15 protein-coding genes are annotated in these 17834 nt (G+C 74.6%); 10 read left to right on the top strand and 5 right to left on the bottom strand.

What is annotated here, in order from left to right:
* Positions 1–35: 35 nt before the first annotated feature.
* On the bottom strand, positions 36–1166 hold the full coding sequence (locus BN344_RS01940; protein WP_231486421.1) for a GGDEF domain-containing protein: 1131 nt from the start codon (positions 1164–1166) through the stop codon (positions 36–38).
* Between the two features lie 121 nt (positions 1167–1287).
* On the opposite strand from BN344_RS01940, the gene BN344_RS01935 reads away from it, so the two are divergent.
* The 3 genes from BN344_RS01935 (at position 1288) to BN344_RS20950 (ending at position 2806) form a co-directional block, all read left to right on the top strand.
* Positions 1288–1470 carry a hypothetical protein gene (locus tag BN344_RS01935; RefSeq protein WP_040336799.1) on the top strand — a complete coding sequence of 61 codons (183 nt, stop codon included), beginning with the start codon at positions 1288–1290 and terminating at the stop codon, positions 1468–1470.
* Positions 1471–1541: 71 nt separating this feature from the next.
* Positions 1542–2237: an NADPH-dependent F420 reductase gene (npdG, locus tag BN344_RS01930; protein WP_040336798.1), complete on the top strand. Its 696-nt coding sequence runs from the start codon at positions 1542–1544 to the stop codon at positions 2235–2237.
* Complete coding sequence (locus BN344_RS20950; RefSeq protein WP_051515441.1) at positions 2237–2806, top strand: DivIVA domain-containing protein; 570 nt, start codon at positions 2237–2239, stop codon at positions 2804–2806. Before npdG ends, BN344_RS20950 begins: the two co-directional genes overlap by 1 nt.
* A 12-nt stretch (positions 2807–2818) precedes the next feature.
* On the opposite strand, the gene panB is transcribed toward BN344_RS20950, so the two are convergent.
* Both panB and BN344_RS01910 read right to left on the bottom strand, forming a co-directional pair.
* Positions 2819–3649, bottom strand: coding sequence for a 3-methyl-2-oxobutanoate hydroxymethyltransferase (gene panB / locus BN344_RS01915; protein ID WP_040336797.1), 831 nt, complete (start codon positions 3647–3649; stop codon positions 2819–2821).
* A 31-nt stretch (positions 3650–3680) separates the two neighbouring features.
* Entirely contained in the window at positions 3681–5513 is a 1833-nt protein-coding gene (locus tag BN344_RS01910) for an NAD+ synthase (protein WP_231486420.1), read from the bottom strand.
* A gap of 134 nt (positions 5514–5647) precedes the next feature.
* On the opposite strand from BN344_RS01910, the gene BN344_RS01905 reads away from it, so the two are divergent.
* Together BN344_RS01905 and BN344_RS01900 are read left to right on the top strand one after the other, a co-directional pair.
* Positions 5648–6055 (top strand): hypothetical protein, encoded by a 408-nt coding sequence (locus BN344_RS01905; protein WP_051515439.1) that lies wholly within the window; start codon positions 5648–5650, stop codon positions 6053–6055.
* Between the two features lie 90 nt (positions 6056–6145).
* Positions 6146–7486: a glutamine synthetase family protein gene (locus tag BN344_RS01900; RefSeq protein ID WP_040337789.1), complete on the top strand. Its 1341-nt coding sequence runs from the start codon at positions 6146–6148 to the stop codon at positions 7484–7486.
* Positions 7487–7498: 12 nt separating this feature from the next.
* On the opposite strand, the gene BN344_RS01895 is transcribed toward BN344_RS01900, so the two are convergent.
* Positions 7499–9361, bottom strand: coding sequence for a hypothetical protein (locus BN344_RS01895; RefSeq protein ID WP_051515437.1), 1863 nt, complete (start codon positions 9359–9361; stop codon positions 7499–7501).
* A gap of 95 nt (positions 9362–9456) precedes the next feature.
* Between BN344_RS01895 and BN344_RS01890 the strand changes: the two genes are divergently transcribed.
* From BN344_RS01890 to BN344_RS01870, 5 genes are all read left to right on the top strand, one after another.
* Positions 9457–11256, top strand: a complete 1800-nt coding sequence (locus BN344_RS01890) for a hypothetical protein (protein ID WP_040336796.1) — start codon at positions 9457–9459, stop codon at positions 11254–11256.
* A gap of 48 nt (positions 11257–11304) precedes the next feature.
* The gene (locus tag BN344_RS01885) at positions 11305–12048 is read left to right on the top strand and encodes a type 1 glutamine amidotransferase (RefSeq protein ID WP_040336795.1); all 744 of its coding nucleotides are present in this window, start codon (positions 11305–11307) and stop codon (positions 12046–12048) included.
* Between the two features lie 4 nt (positions 12049–12052).
* Positions 12053–15151, top strand: coding sequence for a bifunctional [glutamine synthetase] adenylyltransferase/[glutamine synthetase]-adenylyl-L-tyrosine phosphorylase (locus tag BN344_RS01880; RefSeq protein WP_155858708.1), 3099 nt, complete (start codon positions 12053–12055; stop codon positions 15149–15151).
* Positions 15152–15274: 123 nt separating this feature from the next.
* Positions 15275–16342 carry an AMIN-like domain-containing (lipo)protein gene (locus tag BN344_RS18800; protein WP_051515436.1) on the top strand — a complete coding sequence of 356 codons (1068 nt, stop codon included), beginning with the start codon at positions 15275–15277 and terminating at the stop codon, positions 16340–16342.
* 71 nt (positions 16343–16413) lie between these two features.
* Positions 16414–16749: a CDGSH iron-sulfur domain-containing protein gene (locus BN344_RS01870; RefSeq protein WP_081788304.1), complete on the top strand. Its 336-nt coding sequence runs from the start codon at positions 16414–16416 to the stop codon at positions 16747–16749.
* A 7-nt stretch (positions 16750–16756) separates the two neighbouring features.
* Here BN344_RS01870 and BN344_RS01865 read toward each other — a convergent pair whose 3' ends face one another.
* Positions 16757–17782, bottom strand: a complete 1026-nt coding sequence (locus BN344_RS01865) for an iron-containing redox enzyme family protein (protein ID WP_040336794.1) — start codon at positions 17780–17782, stop codon at positions 16757–16759.
* Between the last annotated feature and the right edge of the window lie 52 nt (positions 17783–17834).

Genomic DNA, 17834 nt, shown 5'->3' with positions numbered 1-17834 from the left:
ACAACCGCCCGGTCCACCGGTCGACGGCGTGGTCGCTAGGTCCGCGCGGACTCCTGCACCCGGACGCCGAGGGCGCGGGGGAGGTCGGACACCGCCTCGGCCACGCGGTCGCGTCCGCCGCGCTTCGCCTCGTACATCGCGATGTCGGCCCGGTCGACCAGCCGCCACAGCCGCGCGACCGGATCTTCGCCGTCGGCCGGACGGGCCACGGCCACCCCGACCGAGGCGGTGACCGCATGCCCGTCCGGGCTGCGGACCGCGGACACCGCCGTGCGGAGCCGCTCGGCCAGCCGCCGCGCCTCCGCGACGTCGCCGACCGCGCCGAGGACGACCAGTTCCTCACCGCCCGTCCGCGCCAGGAGGTCGGCCGGCCGGACCGTCGCCGACAGCGCTCCGGCCACGGCGCCCAGCACGGAGTCGCCGACGGCGTGCCCGAACTCGTCGTTGAGCTGCTTGAAGTGGTCCAGGTCGAGCACCAGCGCGCTCACGGAGGTGCCCTCGCGCCGCGCCTGCCGCCACAGCCGTGGTGCCTGCTCGTCGAGATAGCGGCGGTTGTGCAGCCCGGTGAGCGGGTCCCGGCGGCTGAGGGCCTGGGTGGCGGCCAGGAGCCGCTGCACGCGTCGGCGCAGGACGAAGACCCCCACCGCCGCGGCGTTGAGCGTGCAGGCGCTCACGCCGGCCTGGACGAGCAGCCCGAGCGTGCTGTCGTAGCTCGGCCAGAGCGCGGCCACGCACACGGCGGTGGTCACGAACAGGTGCACGCACAGCGGCCGCAGGTCGAGGAACCAGGCGGCGGCCAGGCTCGGGAACAGCAGCATCAGGGGAGTGGCGTAGCGCAGGGGGTCCGCGATGCAGAGGACGACGACGAGGTAGGTCAGGTCACCGAGCAGGACGAGGGCGACGGTCTGGAGGCGACCGATCCGCCGCCGCGACGCCAGATCGGCGCCCAGGAGGAGCAGCGCCAGCATGGTCGTGCCGTACGCCCAGGGTGCCGGGCCGTCCCGCAGCACGCCGTCGACGAGCAGGTTGGCCGAGCCCATCAGCGCCCCGATGACCAGGAGCGCCGCGAGGGACAGCGCCGCCACCCGGCTGTCCGCACCGGTGGCCGCGGCCGGCTCGGCAGGGCTCTCACCGGGCGCAGCGGTGTGCGGGGGCCGGCCGGTCACGGCAGCAGGATGCAGCACCGTTCCGCATTTCGGGGCTTTCCGTCGCACGGTCCGTGGCGGAGCCGTCGCTCGGTGCGGGCGTACGCTGCGCGGACCGGAGCCCCCACCGAGAGGAGCTGGCATGGCCGAAGGGTCGTGGTTCTACTGCCTGAAGCACAACGCCGTCGAGCCGCGGGACGGCTGCGCCGAACGCCACCGGCTCGGCCCGTACGCCACCCGCGAGGAGGCCGAGCGCGCGCTGGCGACGGTGGCCGAGCGCGAGGAGCAGTTGACCGAGGAGGACCGCGAGTGGGAGGGCGACTGACGGTCGTCCTCCGGTCCCCTGCATGATCGGGACCGGAGGCCGGGCCGTCCGGCACCGCGGAGGGGGCTGACGTGACCGAGGGTCGTGCGGTGGAGGAACTCGTCGTCGGAGTGCTGGGTGGCACCGGACCGCAGGGCCGGGGACTGGCCGTCCGCCTCGCGGCCGCCGGGCAGCGGATCCTCCTGGGGTCCCGCGACGCGCAGCGTGCCGCCGAGGTGGCCGCGGAGGTCGCGACCCGCGCCGGCACTGCCGCGGCGGGCGCGGAGGTGTCGGTCCAGGGCGGATCGAACGCCGACGTCGCCGGCGCCGCCGACCTGGTGATCGTCGCCGTCCCCTACGCCGGGCACGCCGACACGCTGCGCGAGCTGGTCGCCCCGCTGGCGGGGAAGATCGTCGTCGACTGCGTCGTCCCCATGGGCTTCGACGAGCTCGGCGCCTACGTCCTCGACGTCGAGGAGGGCAGCGTGGCCCAGCAGGCCGCCGCGCTGCTGCCCGACTCGCACGTCGTGGGCGCCTTCCACCACCTGTCGGCGCGGCTGCTCGAGGACCTCTCCAAGCCCACGATCGACGGCGACGTGATGGTGGTCGGCGACGACCGCGCGTCGATGGACACCGTGCAGGCGCTGGCCGGGCGGCTGCCGGGCATGCGCGGGATCTACGCCGGCCGGCTGCGCAACGCCCGCCAGGTCGAGGCGCTGACGGTGAACCTGGTGTCGGTGAACCGCCGGTACAAGGTGCACGCCGGCATCCGCGTCACCGACGTCTGATGGCGGGCCTGACGGGCGCCGCCGTGCGAGCGGCGCGACCGGGGCGCCCGGGCTGGGGGAAGAAGGGCTACGAGCCCACCGAGGTGGACGCCTTCCTCGCGCGGGCCGCCGACGCGCTGGATGCCCTCGCGGGCGGGCGGGCGCCCGGCATGACCGCGGACGACGTGCACCGGGCGGTCTTCCGCAAGCCGGGCCTCGGCAAGGGGCGCGGCTATGACGAGGACGAGGTCGACGCGCTGCTCGAGCAGGTCGAGCGGACGCTCCGGGATGCCCCTGGTTCCTGGCGCCAGGGCGCCGCCATCACCGCGGACGAGTTGCGGGCGGTCGAGCTGGGCCGGCCGCCCATGGGCAGGCGCGGGTACGCCCCGGGCGAGGTGGACGCCTTCCTGGTTCGCGCGACCGAGGCGCTGACCGCGCGCTCGCTCGGGCGCACGCCGGAGCTGACGGCGGAGGAGGTCCGCGACGTCATCTTCCGCAAGCCGGCGTTCGCACAGCGTGGCTACGACGAGGACCAGGTCGACGCACTGCTCGACCGGATCCAGGCCACCCTGCGAGCACCGACCCGCTGACCGCACGCGGGCTTACTCGAAGGAGTGCTCGGGGCCGGGGAAGGTCCCGCCCCGCACCTCGTCGGCGTACTCCTGGGCCGCCCGCAGCAGCTCGGACCGCAGGTCGGCGTACTTCTTGACGAACCTCGGCACCCGGCCGCTGGTCATCCCGGCCATGTCGGGCCAGACGAGCACCTGGGCGTCGCAGTCCGGGCCGGCGCCGATGCCGATCGTGGGGATGACCAGCTCCTTGGTCACCTGAGCCGCGATCGCCGCGGGCACCATCTCCATGACGACGGCGAACGCGCCCGCCTCCTGCACGGCGCGCGCGTCGGTGAGCAGCTGCTCGGCCCCTGCGCCACGTCCCTGCACCCGGAAGCCGCCGAGGGCGTGCTCGCTCTGCGGCGTGAAACCGATGTGCGCCATGACCGGGATGCCGGAGTCGTGCAGCAGCTTGATCTGCGGAGCCACCCGGAGCCCGCCCTCGAGCTTGACCGCCTGCGCGCCGCCCTCCTTCATCATGCGGACAGCGGTGTCGAACGCCTGCTGCGGGCCGGACTCGTACGAGCCGAAGGGCAGGTCCGCGACGATCAGCGACCGCTTGGTGCTGCGGGTGACGGCCTTGGTCATGAGGAGCAGGTCGTCGACGGTCACCGGCACCGTGCTGCTGTGCCCGAGGACGACGTTGCCCGAGGAGTCGCCGACGAGCATGACGGGGATGCCGGCCTCCTCGAAGATGGCCGCGCTGAACGTGTCGTAGGCGGTGAGCATCGCCCACTTCTCGCCCCGCTCCTTGGCCTGCTGCAGGTGGTGTATGCGCACCCGCGCCGTCGACGTCCCGCCGTACAGCACCGATTCGGTCACGCTCTGCCCCCTGCTGAACTCGCGAGCTCGTTCACGATGCTCCTTCTCGGACGGTGGGCAGGGTCTCCCGCCACCGGTTGGTGATCGGCAGCCGCCGGTCGCGGCCGAACGCCTTGAGACTGATCTTGGTACCGGGTGCGGACTGCCGGCGCTTGAACTCCGCGGCGTCCACCAGCCGGAGGACCCGGGCCACCACCCCGGGGTCGTGCCCCCGGTCGAGCAGTTCGGCCATGCCGAGGTCGCGGTCGACGTAGTCGGCGATCACGGCGTCGAGGACGTCGTAGGACGGCAGCGAGTCGCTGTCCTGCTGACCGGGGGCCAGCTCGGCCGACGGCGGCTTGTCGATCGAGTTCTGCGGAACGGGCTCGGTCTCCCCGCGGTCGCGGGCGTGTGCGTTGCGCCAGCGGGCCAGGTCCCAGACCAGCGTCTTCGGGACGTCCTTGATCGGCGCGAAACCCCCGGCCGCGTCGCCGTAGAGCGTGGAGTAGCCGACGGCCACCTCGCTCTTGTTCGACGTGGCCAGCAGCAGGTGCCCGTGCTGGTTCGACAGCCCCATGAGCAGCGTGCCGCGCACCCGCGCCTGCAGGTTCTCCGCGGCGACGCCGGAGAGCTCCACCGACGCCTCGTACGCGTCGACCATCGGCGCGATCGGCACGACGGAGTAGTGCATGCCGAGGCGCTTCGCCGAGTCCTCGGCGTCGGCCAGCGAGTGGTCGCTGGACCACTTCGAGGGCAGCCCGACGCCGTGCACCCGGTCGGCGCCGAGGGCGTCGACGGCGATCGCCGCCACCAGCGCGGAGTCGATGCCGCCGGACATGCCGAGCACCACCGAGGGCATGCCGTTCTTGTCGATGAAGTCGCGCAGGCCGAGCACGAGCGCGCGCCAGACCTCCTCGCAGTCGCTCAGCGGCTCCGCGACGGTCGCGGCCCGCCGCTCGAATGCCGGCAGCGGCGCGTGCGAGACGACGTGCCGGGTGACGGTCATGGACCCGATCCGGCCGTCCCGCCGATCGGGAACCGACGAGGGATCGAGGTCCAGGTCGACGGTGCCCAGGTGCTCGACGAACTGCGGGGAGCGGGCCAGCAGGGTCCCGTCCGCCGCGACGGCCATCGAGTCGCCGTCGAAGACCAGCTCGTCCTGGCCGCCCACCTGGTTGCAGTAGACGATCGTCGCCCGCGCCTCGGCCGCGCGGCGGCGGACCAGCGGCAGCCGCAGGTCGTCCTTGGCCCGCTCGTACGGCGAGGCGTTGGGGGAGACGACGAGGTCCACACCGGCCTGCCCGGCGACCCCGCACGGCCCGCCCTCGACCCAGAGGTCCTCGCACACCGTCAGCGCGACGTCGATCCCATGCAGCCGGACGACCGGTAGCTCCGTGCCCGGGACGAAGTAGCGCGCCTCGTCGAAGACGCCGTAGTTGGGCAGGTGCCGCTTGTAGTACCGCGCCACGACCTCGCCGCCGTACAGGAGGGCGGCGGCGTTCCGCGGCGCGCCCCGGCGCGGGTTGGCGTCGCCCGGCCGGTCGTCGTCCGTCGGAGGCTCGTCGACCGGCGCGGGCCCTGCGCCTTGCGTGTGCGCCAGGTACCCGACGACGACGGCGATCCCGCCGAGCCCCTGGTCGGCCAGACTCGCGGCGAGGTCGACCACGGCGCGCTCGCTGGCGCGGGCGAAGGACTCGCGCAGCACGAGGTCCTCCGCGGGATAGCCGGTCAGGGTCATCTCCGGGAAGACCACGAGGTGCGCGCTCTCCCCGGCGGCCTTCGCCGTCCACCGCACCACGAGGTCGGCGTTGCCCTCGAGGTCGCCCACCCTCGTGTCGACCTGGGCCATCGCCACCCGCATCTGCACCGGCTGCTGATCGGTCACGTGATCAGTCTGTCGGCCCGGCGGGGGAGGGGGCCAGACGGGGCAGCTGTCTACAAGATCACTCGCCGGTGTGCCGCGTGAGGCCGGACCGGCGAGGGTGCCCCGGGGAGCACGCGGGCGCTAGCCTCCGCGGCATGACCGAGCGGACCGGTCCGGAGCTGTTCGTGGCGGGGATCTACGCCGCGATCGGCGTGGGTGCGGCGGTGCGGCCCGCCGCGGTCCCCGCCGTCTTCGGCGGTGCGGCCGTCACGCCGGAGGCCCGGACGGAGGTGCGCGCCGTCTACGCCGGCATCCCGCTGGCGTTCACCGTCGCCGTCCTCCGTGCCGCCGGGAGGTCACCGAGGTATCGCGACGGCGTGCTCTCCGCCGTCCGGGACGCCAGTGCCGGCATGGCGCTGGCCCGTCTGGGGGGTGCAGTCCTCGCCCGCCGGCTCCGGCCCTGGCCGACGGGCGCCTTCCTGGCGCTGGAGGCCGCGCTCGCGCTCGCCGCGCAACGGGCCCGGGACGGCGACCCCGACACGAGGCGACGTTCCGGTCGTTAGCCGTGTGCGGTTCATCCGGAAGGGGCAGGCTGCAGGCGGAACGACGGCGGCGACACATCCCGGAAACGATCGGACGCGATCATGGCGAACATGGACCGACAGCAGGAGTTCGTCCTGCGCACCCTGGAAGAGCGCGACATCCGGTTCGTGCGGCTCTGGTTCACCGACGTGTCGGGGTACCTGAAGGCCGTCGCCGTGGCCCCGGCCGAGATCGAGGCCGCCTTCGCGGAGGGCATCGGCTTCGACGGCTCCGCGATCGAGGGCTTCGCGCGGGTCTACGAGTCGGACATGCTCGCCAAGCCCGACCCCGGCACCTTCCAGGTCATGCCCGGACGCGACGGGCGGCCCAGTGACACCGCGCGGATGTTCTGCGACATCACCCTCCCGGACGGCTCGCCGTCCTGGGCAGACCCGCGGCACGTGCTGCGACGGACCCTGGCCAAGGCCGCGGACATGGGGTTCACCTTCTACACCCACCCGGAGATCGAGTTCTTCCTGCTGAAGGACCTGCCGGCCAACGGTGCCCCGCCGGAGCCGGCCGACAACGGCGGCTACTTCGACCTCTCCACCCACAACGTGGCGCACGACTTCCGCCGGGAGGCGGTCTTCGCGCTCGAGGCGATGGGCATCTCGGTGGAGTTCAGCCACCACGAGGTGGCCCCCGGGCAGCAGGAGATCGACCTGCGCTACGCCGACGCCCTCTCGATGGCCGACAACATCATGACCCTGCGGCACGTCGTCCGTGAGGTCGCGCTGGCCCAGGGCGTGTACGCCACCTTCATGCCGAAGCCGTTCACGGAGCTCGCCGGTTCGGCCATGCACACCCACGTGTCGCTGTTCGAGGGCGACCGCAACGCCTTCTACGACGCCGCCGACCCGATGCGGCTGTCCACGACCGGGAAGCAGTTCATCGCCGGGCTGCTCACCCACGCCCGCGAGTACACCGCCGTCACCAACCAGACGGTGAACTCCTTCCGGCGGCTGCTGGCCGGCACGGAGGCCCCCACCGCGGCCACCTGGGGCCGGGCGAACCGGTCGGCCCTCGTGCGCATCCCGGAGTACAAGCCCAGCAAGGCACAGTCGGCCCGCGTCGAGGTGCGCTCGCCGGACTCGGCCTGCAACCCCTACCTGACCTTCGCCGTCCTGCTCGCCGCCGGACTCCGGGGCATCGAGAAGGGCTACGAGCTCCCGCCGGAGGCCGAGGACGACGTGTGGTCGCTCACCGACACCGAGCGCCGCGCGGCCGGCTACGAGGACCTGCCCGTCTCCCTGGGCGAGGCGCTGACCGCCATGCAGGGCAGCGAGCTGGTCGCCGAGACGCTCGGGGAGCACGTCTTCGAGTTCTTCCTCCGCAACAAGTGGGAGGAGTTCAACTCCTACCGGCAGAACGTCACGCCGTTCGAGCTGCAGCGCTACCTGCCCGGGCTCTGACCCCGGCGTCGGTCACCCGCCCTGGGGGACGACGTCGCCCAGGGCGCCGGCGCCGATGCACAGCCCCAGCCCGGGGGTCTGCGCCGTCGTGTGCAGCGTCTGCCCCCCGCCTTCAAGGCGGACGTGCACCGTGTGGCTGCCCGCCCTGACCGGCACGTGCACCGGCTTCCCGGAGTCCAGGGAGACGGTGACCGTCCCGTCGATGTCGGCGGTGTAGCTCAGCTCCGCGGTCCACTCCCGGGCCGGCACCGGGCCGGCGAGGGCCACGGGGGTGCGCCCGTCTCCGGCGACGGACCACCCGCAGCCGGGCAGCGGCCCGTCGGCGACGCGCGCGACGGGCACGACCGCGGCCGGCCGCAGGTTCCCGGCCTCGTCGAGCAGCCGCAGGTCGTGGGTGGCGGCGGCGAAACGCGGCCGGTCCTCCAGGCCCGCGAAGAGCAGGGACGCCTGGTTCCAGGGTGACCAGAAGTCCCACAGCACGGTGTCGGGCACGTCGAAGTCCAGCAGTGGCTCGTCGCCGGCACCGGCCAGCGACGCCCGGGCCGCGGTGAGGTAGTCGCCGGTCGGTTCGGTGGCCCAGGCGCGCCGGTAGGTCACCGTGGAGAGGACCGAGCTCGCGACGAAGGCCAGGACGAGGAGGGTGACGACACCCGCGCGTGCGCCGGCCGCCGGCCGCCGGTCGCCCGCCCGGCGGGCCGGCAGGAGGAACAGGAAGGCGACGACGACGGCGGCCAGCACCGCCTCGGCCGCGAAGTACCGGTAGGTCAGCGGGAGGACGTGGGCGAACTCGGTCGCTCCGCGGCCGATGCCGACCACCACCGCGCCGGCGAGGACGTAGCCGGCGGCCACGACCCACAGCCAGCCGCCGCCCCGCCGGAGGAGGGTCGACCAGGCGACCAGGGCCACGAGGACGGCGACGCTCGCGGGGACCGCCCACGACGGGGCGTCGGACAGGGGCGGGCCGGACACGTCGACCCAGCGCCACGGGCCGCCGAGCAGAGCGGGAGCCAGGGCCGTGGCCGAGATGCGGGTGAGGTCGGCGACCTGCCCGGCCGTCGCGGTGCCGACGGACTCGGCGGGCACCGCGACGAGGAAGACGACCGCCCACGCGGCGACGGCGACCAGCAGTCCTGCCCACAGCTCCCACGCCCGCAGCCAGGCGCTCCGCACGGGCCCACGGGCGCCGTGGAGGTGCAGCAGCAGCGCGACCAGCGCGAACGCCAGGAACGGGACGAACACCGCGCGCTCGAAGAACAGCAGCGTGACGACGAACGCCACCGTCCCCGAGACCGCGTGCCGTCGCCGGCGGGTGCGCGCCAGCAGGACGGCGTCCGCGACCACCCAGGCCATCCCGATCTGCAGCGGCAGCGAGTTGATCGCCGCCGACCACCAGGTGACCGGCCCGAGGGTCAGCGGGCAGAAGAGGAACACCGCCAGCGGGGCGAGCAGCGCCGGCCGGTCGTCCAGCAGCACCCGCAGCAGGCGCAGCACCGCGAGGGCGGCGGCCGCGGAGAGCACCAGGAGCGTCACCGCGAACGGCCCCCACTCCAGCGGGAAGAGCCGGTACAGGACGCCGTGCAGCACCACGGCCGCCGGCATGACGTGGCCGTGGCGGTTCTCCACGAGGTACTCGGCCGAGAGCAGCGGCGTCGCGATGGCCTCGCCGCCGTACATGAGGTCGTCGGCGTAGAAGTGGCGCTCGCCGAGCGTCCACGCGCGCAGCACCAGGTGGGCGCCGATGAGCAGCCATGCGGTGACCAGCACGTAGGCGCGGAGTCCCGGCCGCGTCGGGAGCCCCTCGGCCTCGCGGTCGGGAGCGCGGCCGGCGGGCGCGTCGGCTCCGCCGTGGACGGCCGCGTCCGATGCGTGGTTCACGGCTCTCCTCATCGGTGCGGTCGCGGGAGTCTAGGCACGCGGCGGACCGGATCCATCCTCCGACAGACCGGGACGCTGGGGGCGAAGATGCTCCGGTGACCCCGGAAGCCCGCACGGAGGCGTGGACCCGGTTCCGCCGCGACCCGGTGCTGCTCGCCGGGATGCTGCTGGTGGCCGGGCAGACGGTCGTCCGGGCGCTGATCGTGGTCCGCTCGTACTACTGGCAGGACGACTTCGTCCACCTGGACCTCGCGCGCCGCCTGGGGCTGTCCCGCGAGTTCCTGATCCGTGACCACAACGGCCACCTGGAGATCGGCGCGAACGTCGTCTACTGGCTGATCGGCCGGAACGCCGGCCTGTCGTTCCTCCCTGCGGCGCTCTGGCTGCTCGGGCTGCAGGTGGTCGCGTCCTGCCTGCTGCTGGCGGTCCTGCGCGAACTGTTCGGCCGGTCGCCGTGGATCCTGCTGCCCCTCGCCGGCTACCTGTTCACGCCCCTGGGTCTCGCGGTCGCGACCTGGACGGCGTCGGGGCTCGAGGCCCTGCCGGTGCAGATCGGGATGCTCCTGGCCCTGCTCGGGCTGGTCCGCGCGATCCGGCGGCACTCCTGGCGCTGGGCGGCGATCTCCGTCGGCGGCCATGCACTGGGGTTGCTCTTCTACGAGAAGGCGCTGCTGATCCTCCCGGTCCTGCTGGGCGTGCTGCTCCTCGTCGAGGGGGCGGGGCACCCGCTCGGCCGCCGGCTCCGGTCCCTGGCGCGCAGCCGGCGGTACCTGCTCGGGCACGGACTGCTCGTGCTCGCCTACCTCCCGCTGTACGTCGTCGTGGTGGACTCGACCGCGTCGCTGGACCTGGACGCGGGCGCCGCGCTCTCGTGGACCGGCGAGACGGTGGCCGGGATGGTGCTGCCCGGCGTCTTCGGCGGCCCCTGGACGGCGGCCGGGGCGGAGGAGACCCGCCTCCCCGGCGTCGGGGCCGCGACCGGTGTGGTCGTCGCCCTGCTGGCCCTCGGCGTGGTCGCCGGCAGCCTGTGGCTGCGGGGGAGGCGGGCGCTGAACGGGTGGGCGCTGGTGGCCGGGTACCTCGCCGCGGACGTCGCGCTCGTGCTGATCGGCCGCGGGCAGCTGCTGGACCTGGTGACGCGGGATCCGCGCTACATCAGCGACGCGCTGCCGGTGATCGCGATCGGGTGCTGCGCCGCCTTCACCGGGCCGCTGGTCGAGCGCGCCACCACCGCGCGGAGGCTCCCGTACGGAGGTGGCTCGCTGCGCCCCGCCCTGGCGGCGAGCGGCCTCCTGGCCGCCAGCGGCCTGGTCACCACCACCCTCGTCGCCGGCGAGCTGCAGCACCGGGGGTCCCGTGACTACGTCCACGGCGTGCTGGCCGCGATGGACGCCGACCCGGGCGTGCCCGTGGTCAGCAGCCAGCCGCCGTGGAACGTCAACATCTTCGGCCGCCCGCGTCTGGACGGCATGCTCCGCACGCTGGGCCAGGAGCGCAGCTTCGACCGGCCCGGGACCGAACTCTTCATGTTCGACGGGTCGGCCGAGCTCCGGCCCGTGACCGTGCTGGCACCCCGTCTCCAGCGGGCCGGCCCCGCGCCGGGCTGCGGCTGGTCGGTGGGCGCGGCCGGCCGGTCGCTGGGCGAGCTGTCCGGCCCGGCCGAGGCGCCCGAGGTCGTCCGCCTGGGGTACCTGGCCGGGAGCCCGGTCACGCTGGTCCTGTCGGTGGGCGGCGACGAGCGGGAGCTCGCCCTGCCGCCGGGTGCGGGGCAGGCGTTCTTCGTGGTGACCGGTCAGGAGGGGGAGGTCGAGGTCCGGACCGCCGGCCCCGCGTCGTCCCGGCTGTGCGTCCTCGACGTCGTCGTCGGCACCCCGTGGCCGCAGGACGGGCCGTGACACCGGCCTGGAGCCGTCGGGCGCGGAGCGCGCACTAGCCTCGGCGGCGTGACATCCGTCGGTGGCCGCCTGCTCGTCGTCGTCCCGAGCGAGAGCGACCCGCCCGCGCGGCTGGGGGAGTGGCTGACCGACGCCGGTCTGGTCCTGGACGAGCGGCACCTCCGCCGTGGGGACACGCTGCCGGCGGACCTCGGTGGCCACGACGGCCTGGTCGTGCTCGGCGGCCCGCAGTCGGCGACCGACGACGACGCAAGGAGCCCCGAGCTGGTCGGGGTGCGCTCCCTGCTGCGCGAGGCGATCGCCACCGACCACCCCACGCTCGCCGTCTGCCTCGGCGCCCAGTTGCTGGCCCAGGTGGGCGGTGGTGCGGTGCGGTCCGGTGTCGAGGGGCCGGAGGTGGGCGCCACCCTGGTCGCCAAGCGGGACGCCGCCTACGCCGACCCGGTCTTCGGTCCGCTCCCGCTCGCCCCCGACGTCGTGCAGTGGCACCACGACGAGATCGCTGCGCTGCCGCCGGGCGCGACACTGCTGGCCAGCAACCCCGCCTACGCGAACCAGGCCTTCCGGGTCGGCACGCACGTCTACGGCGTCCAGTTCCACGTCGAGACGACGCCGGAGATGGTGCGCGGATGGGCGGACCGCGACGCGGTGGGTGTGGCCGCCTCCGGGCTCGACGTCGCGACGCTGTGCGCCCGCGCGGACGCCGTCCACGACGACCTCGCGGAGACGTGGGCCCCCTTCGCGGCCCGGTTCGCCGACCTGGTGCGGGCGCACGCCGGGCCGGCGGCGTGACCCGGTGACCACACCCGAGCCCGAGATCCCGCGGCGTGCCGTCGTGCGGCTGGTCCGCTTCGGCTTCGAGGACGGCGAGCGCGCCGCGCGCCTGCTGTCCCACCCCGACATCGGGCTGTGGGACCTCGACCGCAACGAGCCGGCCGATCCCGAGGCCGGGCCGGTGGTCGCCGCGCTGGCCAGGGCCGGCGACCCCGATCTCGCCGTGCGCTCGCTGCACCGGCTGATCGAGGCGCTCGACGAGGCCGACACGACCGGGGGCTCCGCCGCCTCGCTGCTCGCCCGGCTGCGGGGGTCGGGCGTCCTCCGCGGCCGGCTGCTCGCGGTGCTGGGTGCCAGCTCGGGGCTGGCCGACCACCTCGCCGCCAACCCCGGTGACTGGACGGTGCTCGACGCCGACGGGGTCGGGCACACCCGGCCCACGCCCCAGGCGCTCGAGCGGCAGATGCTGGTCGCCGTCGGCGCCGACCCGGACGACCCGCCGTGGGGGGTCCGGCTGGGCAAGGGGGCCGCGGACGCCTCGCCGGAACGGGTCGCCGGGCTCCGGCTGGCCTACCGGCGGGCCATCCTCTCCCTCGCCGGCCGGGACCTCGGGGACGGCCTGGCCGCCGAGGACGCGGCCGCGGAACTGGCCGACATCGCCGCCGCCGTGCTCACCGCGGGGCTGGCGCTCGCCGTCGCCGAGCAGCCCGACGACGCGGCAGCCTGCCGGTTGTCCGTGATCGCGCTCGGCAAGACCGGCGGCCGGGAGCTGAACTACGTCAGCGACGTCGACGTCGTCTTCGTCGGCGAGCCGGTCGACCCCTCGGACTCCGAGAGCGCCGCGCTGGGCAGCGCCACCCGCGTGGCCGCCGCGCTCATGCGGATCTGCCGCCAGGCCGCGTGGGAGGTCGACGCCGCCCTGCGCCCGGAGGGCAAGGCCGGGGTGCTGGTCCGCACCGTGGCCGGGCACCAGGCCTACTACGAGCAGTGGGCCAGCACCTGGGAGTTCCAGGCGCTGCTCAAGATGCGCCCGGTCGCGGGCGACCCCGACCTCGGCCGCGCCTACGTGGACGCGCTCTGGCCGCTGGTGTGGCGGGCCGGCGACCGGCCCGGCTTCGTCGCGGAGGTGCAGGCCATGCGCCGCCGGGTGGAGGCGCACATCCCGCCGACCCAGGCCGACCGCGAGCTCAAGCTCGGCCCGGGTGGCCTGCGCGACGTCGAGTTCGCCGTCCAGCTGCTGCAGCTCGTGCACGGACGGGCCGACGCCTCGCTCCGCGTGGGCGGCACGCTGCCCGCGCTCATGGCCCTGTCCGCCGGCGGGTACGTCGGCCGTGACGACGCCGCCACGCTCATCGCGTCCTACCGCTTCCTGCGCACCGTCGAGCACCGGCTCCAGCTGCTCCGGCTCCGGCGCACCCACCTGCTGCCCACCGACGAGCAGCAGCTGCGCTGGCTGGCGCGATCGCTCGGGTACAAGCCGGACGCCCGCGGCGGGGCGGTCGACGTGCTGCAGGCGGAGCTCAACCTGCACACCCGCGAGGTGCGCCGGTTGCACGAGAAGCTCTTCTACCGGCCGCTGCTGTCCGCGGTGGCCCGCGTGCCCGGCGAGCACCTGCAGCTGGGCTCGAAGGCGGCGGGGGACTGGCTGCGCGCCCTGGGCTTCGGTGACCCCGAGGCGGCGCTGCGGCATCTCGCCGCGCTGACCGGTGGGGTCTCGCGGTCGGCCTCGATGCAGAAGTACCTGCTGCCGGTCCTGCTCCAGACCTTCGCCGCGTGCCCCAACCCCGACGCGGGGCTGCTGGCCTACCGGCAGGTCAGCGAGGCGCTGGGTGGCAACCAGTGGTTCCTGCGCCTGCTCCGGGACGAGGGACAGGTGGCCGAGCGCCTGGCCCGGCTGCTCGGCTCCAGCCAGTACGTCGCCGGGCTGCTGACCCGGACCCCCGAGGCGCTGCGGGTCCTCGCCGCCGACGCCGAGCTCGAACCCCGCGACGTCACCGTGCTCACCAAGGCGTGGCGGCAGGCGGCCGGGCGCGCGCCGGACCCCCAGGAGGGCATCCGGGTGCTGCGCGGGCTGCGCCGCCAGGAGCTCCTCCGCATCGCCTGCGCGGACCTGCTGGGCCGCCTCGACGCCCTCCGCGTGGGCCGGGCCCTCACCGACGTCGCCGTCGCGACGCTGCGGGCCGGCCTGGACGCCGCCGTCCGGGCGCACGCCCAGGAGACGGGGACGACGGCCGCCGATCTCCCCGCGGACCTGGCGGTGATCGGCATGGGCCGGCTCGGTGGGGGCGAGATGGGCTACGGCTCCGACGCCGACGTCCTGTTCGTGCACCGGCCACGGGCGGGCGCCGACGAGGGCAGGGCGACCGCCGCCGCGAACGCCGTCGCGCACACGCTGCGCCGTCTGCTGGGGGAGGCCGGGCCCGACCCGGCCTTCGAGATCGACGCGGACCTGCGACCCGAGGGCCGGCAGGGCGCGCTGGTGCGGAGCGTGTCGGCGTTCCGCGAGTACTACGCGCGCTGGGTGTCGGTCTGGGAGGTGCAGGCCCTGCTGCGGGCGGCCCCGGTCGCCGGCGACGAGGAGGTCGCGGCGGAGTTCGTCGCCCTGATCGATCCGCTGCGCTACCCGGAGGGCGGGCTCGGCCAGGAGCAGGTGGCCGAGATCCGCCGCATCAAGGCACGGGTGGAACGCGAACGGCTGCCGCGCGGCGCCGACCCGGCCACCCACACCAAGCTCGGCCGCGGCGGTCTCGCCGACGTGGAGTGGACGGTGCAGCTGCTCCAGCTCCAGCACGCCGGCGAGCTGCCGGCGCTGCGGGTCCTGTCCACGGTCGAGGGGCTGGCGGCGCTGGGCGACAACGGTCTGCTGCCCGCGGATCAGGCCGACGCGCTGCGGGCGGCGTGGGAGTTGGCCACCCGCGCCCGGAACGCGATCTTCCTCGTCCGGGGGCGGCCCAGCGACCAGCTTCCCCGCCCGGGCCCGGAGCTCGACGGGGTCGCGCGGGCCTGCGGGTACGGGCCCGACACCGACCCCGGGCAGTTCCTGGACGACTACCAGCGGACCACCCGGCACGCACGGACGGTCGTGGAGCAGGCCTTCTACGGCCAGCAGCCGGGCGGCTGACCGCGAGCCGCCGCCCGGTGGACATGTCGATTCGGTGACGTGTCGACCGCGCACGTTCGGCCGGGCCCGTGCTGGAAAGTCTGCAGGGAGGAGATCCCGACGGGAGAGGCAGGTGGGTCGGCGATGCGTCTGCTCGCGGCCGGTGCGTGCGCGGTGCTCGCGCTGACCGCCTGCGGCACCTCCGGGGACCCGCCCGGGCAGCCTCGCGACACCGGAGCGGCCACGGCGACCTCCTCCGCGACGGCCGATCCGGCGGAGGACCGGCCCGCCCGGCCGATCGCCACCGGCGACGTCGTGGAGTCCCAGGCCGACGCCGACGGCCCGCCGGTGGTCCTCACCGACGTCCGGCTCGGTGCCCACGAGGGGTTCGACCGGATCGTGTTCGAGCTCGCCGGCGAGGGGCGGGCGGGCTGGCAGGTCGGATACACCGGCGCACCCCGGTCCCAGGGCTCGGGCGAGCCGGTGGAGGTGCCCGGTCACGCGGTCCTGGGGATCACGCTCACGAACCTGGCGATGCCCGGCGACGCGCCCTCCGGTGTGCGGCCGTGGTCGGGTCCCGACAGCCAGGAACCCGATGGGGGTGCCGTCCTCGAGGCCCTGGTCTCCGACAACCTCTTCGAGGGGCGGTACGCCTTCTTCGCCGGCCTGGCGGAGCAGCGGCAGTTCGCGGTGGGGCTGCTGACCGACCCGCAGCGGATCGTGGTCGATCTGCTCGACGAGCCGCCGACGTCCTCCACGCCGCTGTCCCTGCGGTGCGAGAGCCCCGCCGGCTTCGCCATCTCCTATCCCGAGGGCTGGTCGGTCAACGTCGGCGAGACCGTGCCCGCGTGCACGCGGTTCGCACCCGAGTCCTTCCGCGTGCCACCCGCCACCGACGCGCGGATCGGCTCGGTCACCGCCTCGGTGCAGACGATGCCGTTCGATCTGGTCGCGTCGACCGGAGCCGCGCCGGACAGCCGGCAGGAGACGACGATCGACGGGCGCCGGGCGGTCCGCATCCAGCAGGTGACCCTCGGGGAGGGGCTGTACCCGCCGGGCATCCGCATCACGAGCTACGTCGTCCAGCTCGAGCCCACGGACGACGGGCCGCGCACCCTGGTGGTCGACACCGTCGGGCTGCCTCAGTTCGACTACGCGCGGAACGTGCGGATGCTCGACCGGATGATGGGGACCATCGAGATCACCGGCTGAGCGGGTCGCCCCGGCGGGTGACCGATCCGGCAGCGGGTGTGCCCGCCCGGGGCGCAGGGCAGTGTGGGTGCGTGCAGCCGACGCCCTCCCCGTCAGAACAGCCCTCCCCGTCAGAACAGCCTGCCCCGTCCGAACAGCCCGACGCCGACGCCGGTCCCGCCGGCGGCGCGACGATCACGCCCTACCGCGACGGGCCGTTGATCGTCCGCGGCGACTTCCGTCTGGTCGACCAGGACGGCGCCGAGATCGACCCAGGCCGGACCACGATCGCCCTGTGCCGGTGCGGGAAGTCCGGCATCAAGCCCTTCTGCGACGGCACCCACAAGAAGGCCGGGTTCACCGCGGCCAGCGCGCCGAGCCGACCTCGCCCGGCAGCGCAGCTCCGCGAGGAGCAGTCGCAACCCTGACCGGGGGTCAGGCGGCCAGCGACGGCTCCCGGCGCAACGCCGACCGGCCGGCCTCCCAGGCGCCCAGCAGGTGCCGCGCCGCGATTCCGTCCATGGCCAGCGCGCTGCGTGCCCCGAAGAGGACGTCGGCGGCGAGCTCGGGGTCCTCCGTGACGAGCGCGCCGCACATGTCCACCGAGGCGATCTGCTCGTGGACGGCATCGGCCTCCACGTGCTCGTCGTAGAACACCGTCGTCGACTCGTCGAAGCCCAGCCGGCGCAGCCCGGCCGAGTAGCGGCGGCTCGGTTCGGAGGAGGTCATCTCCACCGTCGCCAGGTGACCGAGGGCGGCGCCCCGCCAGCGGCGGTGCAGGCCGAACAGCGACATCGTGTTCACGTTGGCGAACGCCGCCGCCGGGGCGTCGTCCCAGAGGGCGCCGTACGTGGAGTCCAGGTCGAGGTCGCGCATCAGCCCCGCGAACAGCTCGCTGTGCATCCGCGCGGCCGAGCCTCCGCCGTACTCGTCGGCCTGGATCTCGACCATGGCCGCCTTGGCCCGGCCGGAGAGCCGGGGGATGGCGAAGGTGTGCGGGTCGCCCTCCTTGAGGTGGTACACCGACCGCAGGGTCAGGTACTCCCGCCACTGCTCGAGCGTGCCGTGCCGGGACATGTACCGGGACAGCGACGGGCCATCGTCCTCGGCGATGGCGGCGGTCAGCTGCCGGTCGATCGGCTCGTCGGTCACCGGGACCGGCCCGACCAGACCGCGCAGCGCGGACAGGTGCAGCCGCTCGAGGCCGCCCCGCAGCCGGATCAGCTCCGGGTTCCACTCCCACTCCTCGTCGACCGCGTCGAACCCGCGGTAGTGCAGCTCGTAGCAGATCGCCAGGGACAGCTGCAGGTCCTCGTCGGTGAGCGGAGCGGTCGGGGCGTCGGCGAGGCGGGCGGCGCGCTCCAGCGTCCGGGACGAGAGGGTCGAGCGGGTGGCGAGATCGGCGGTGAGCGACTCGCTGAGCGGGCCGCGGGCAGAGGGCAGGTGCATGTCAGCGCCCATGCCCACGGTCCGCGATTTCGATGCCTGGGGGCATGCGGTGTCCCCCGGGGGT

The sequence above is a fragment of the Candidatus Blastococcus massiliensis AP3 genome (genome assembly GCF_000582785.1).
In the GTDB taxonomy this organism is placed as follows: Bacteria; Actinomycetota; Actinomycetes; order Mycobacteriales; family Geodermatophilaceae; genus Blastococcus; species Blastococcus massiliensis.
The sequence above is the reverse complement of the archived record's forward strand: the minus strand, read 5'-3'. Positions and strand labels throughout refer to the sequence as shown.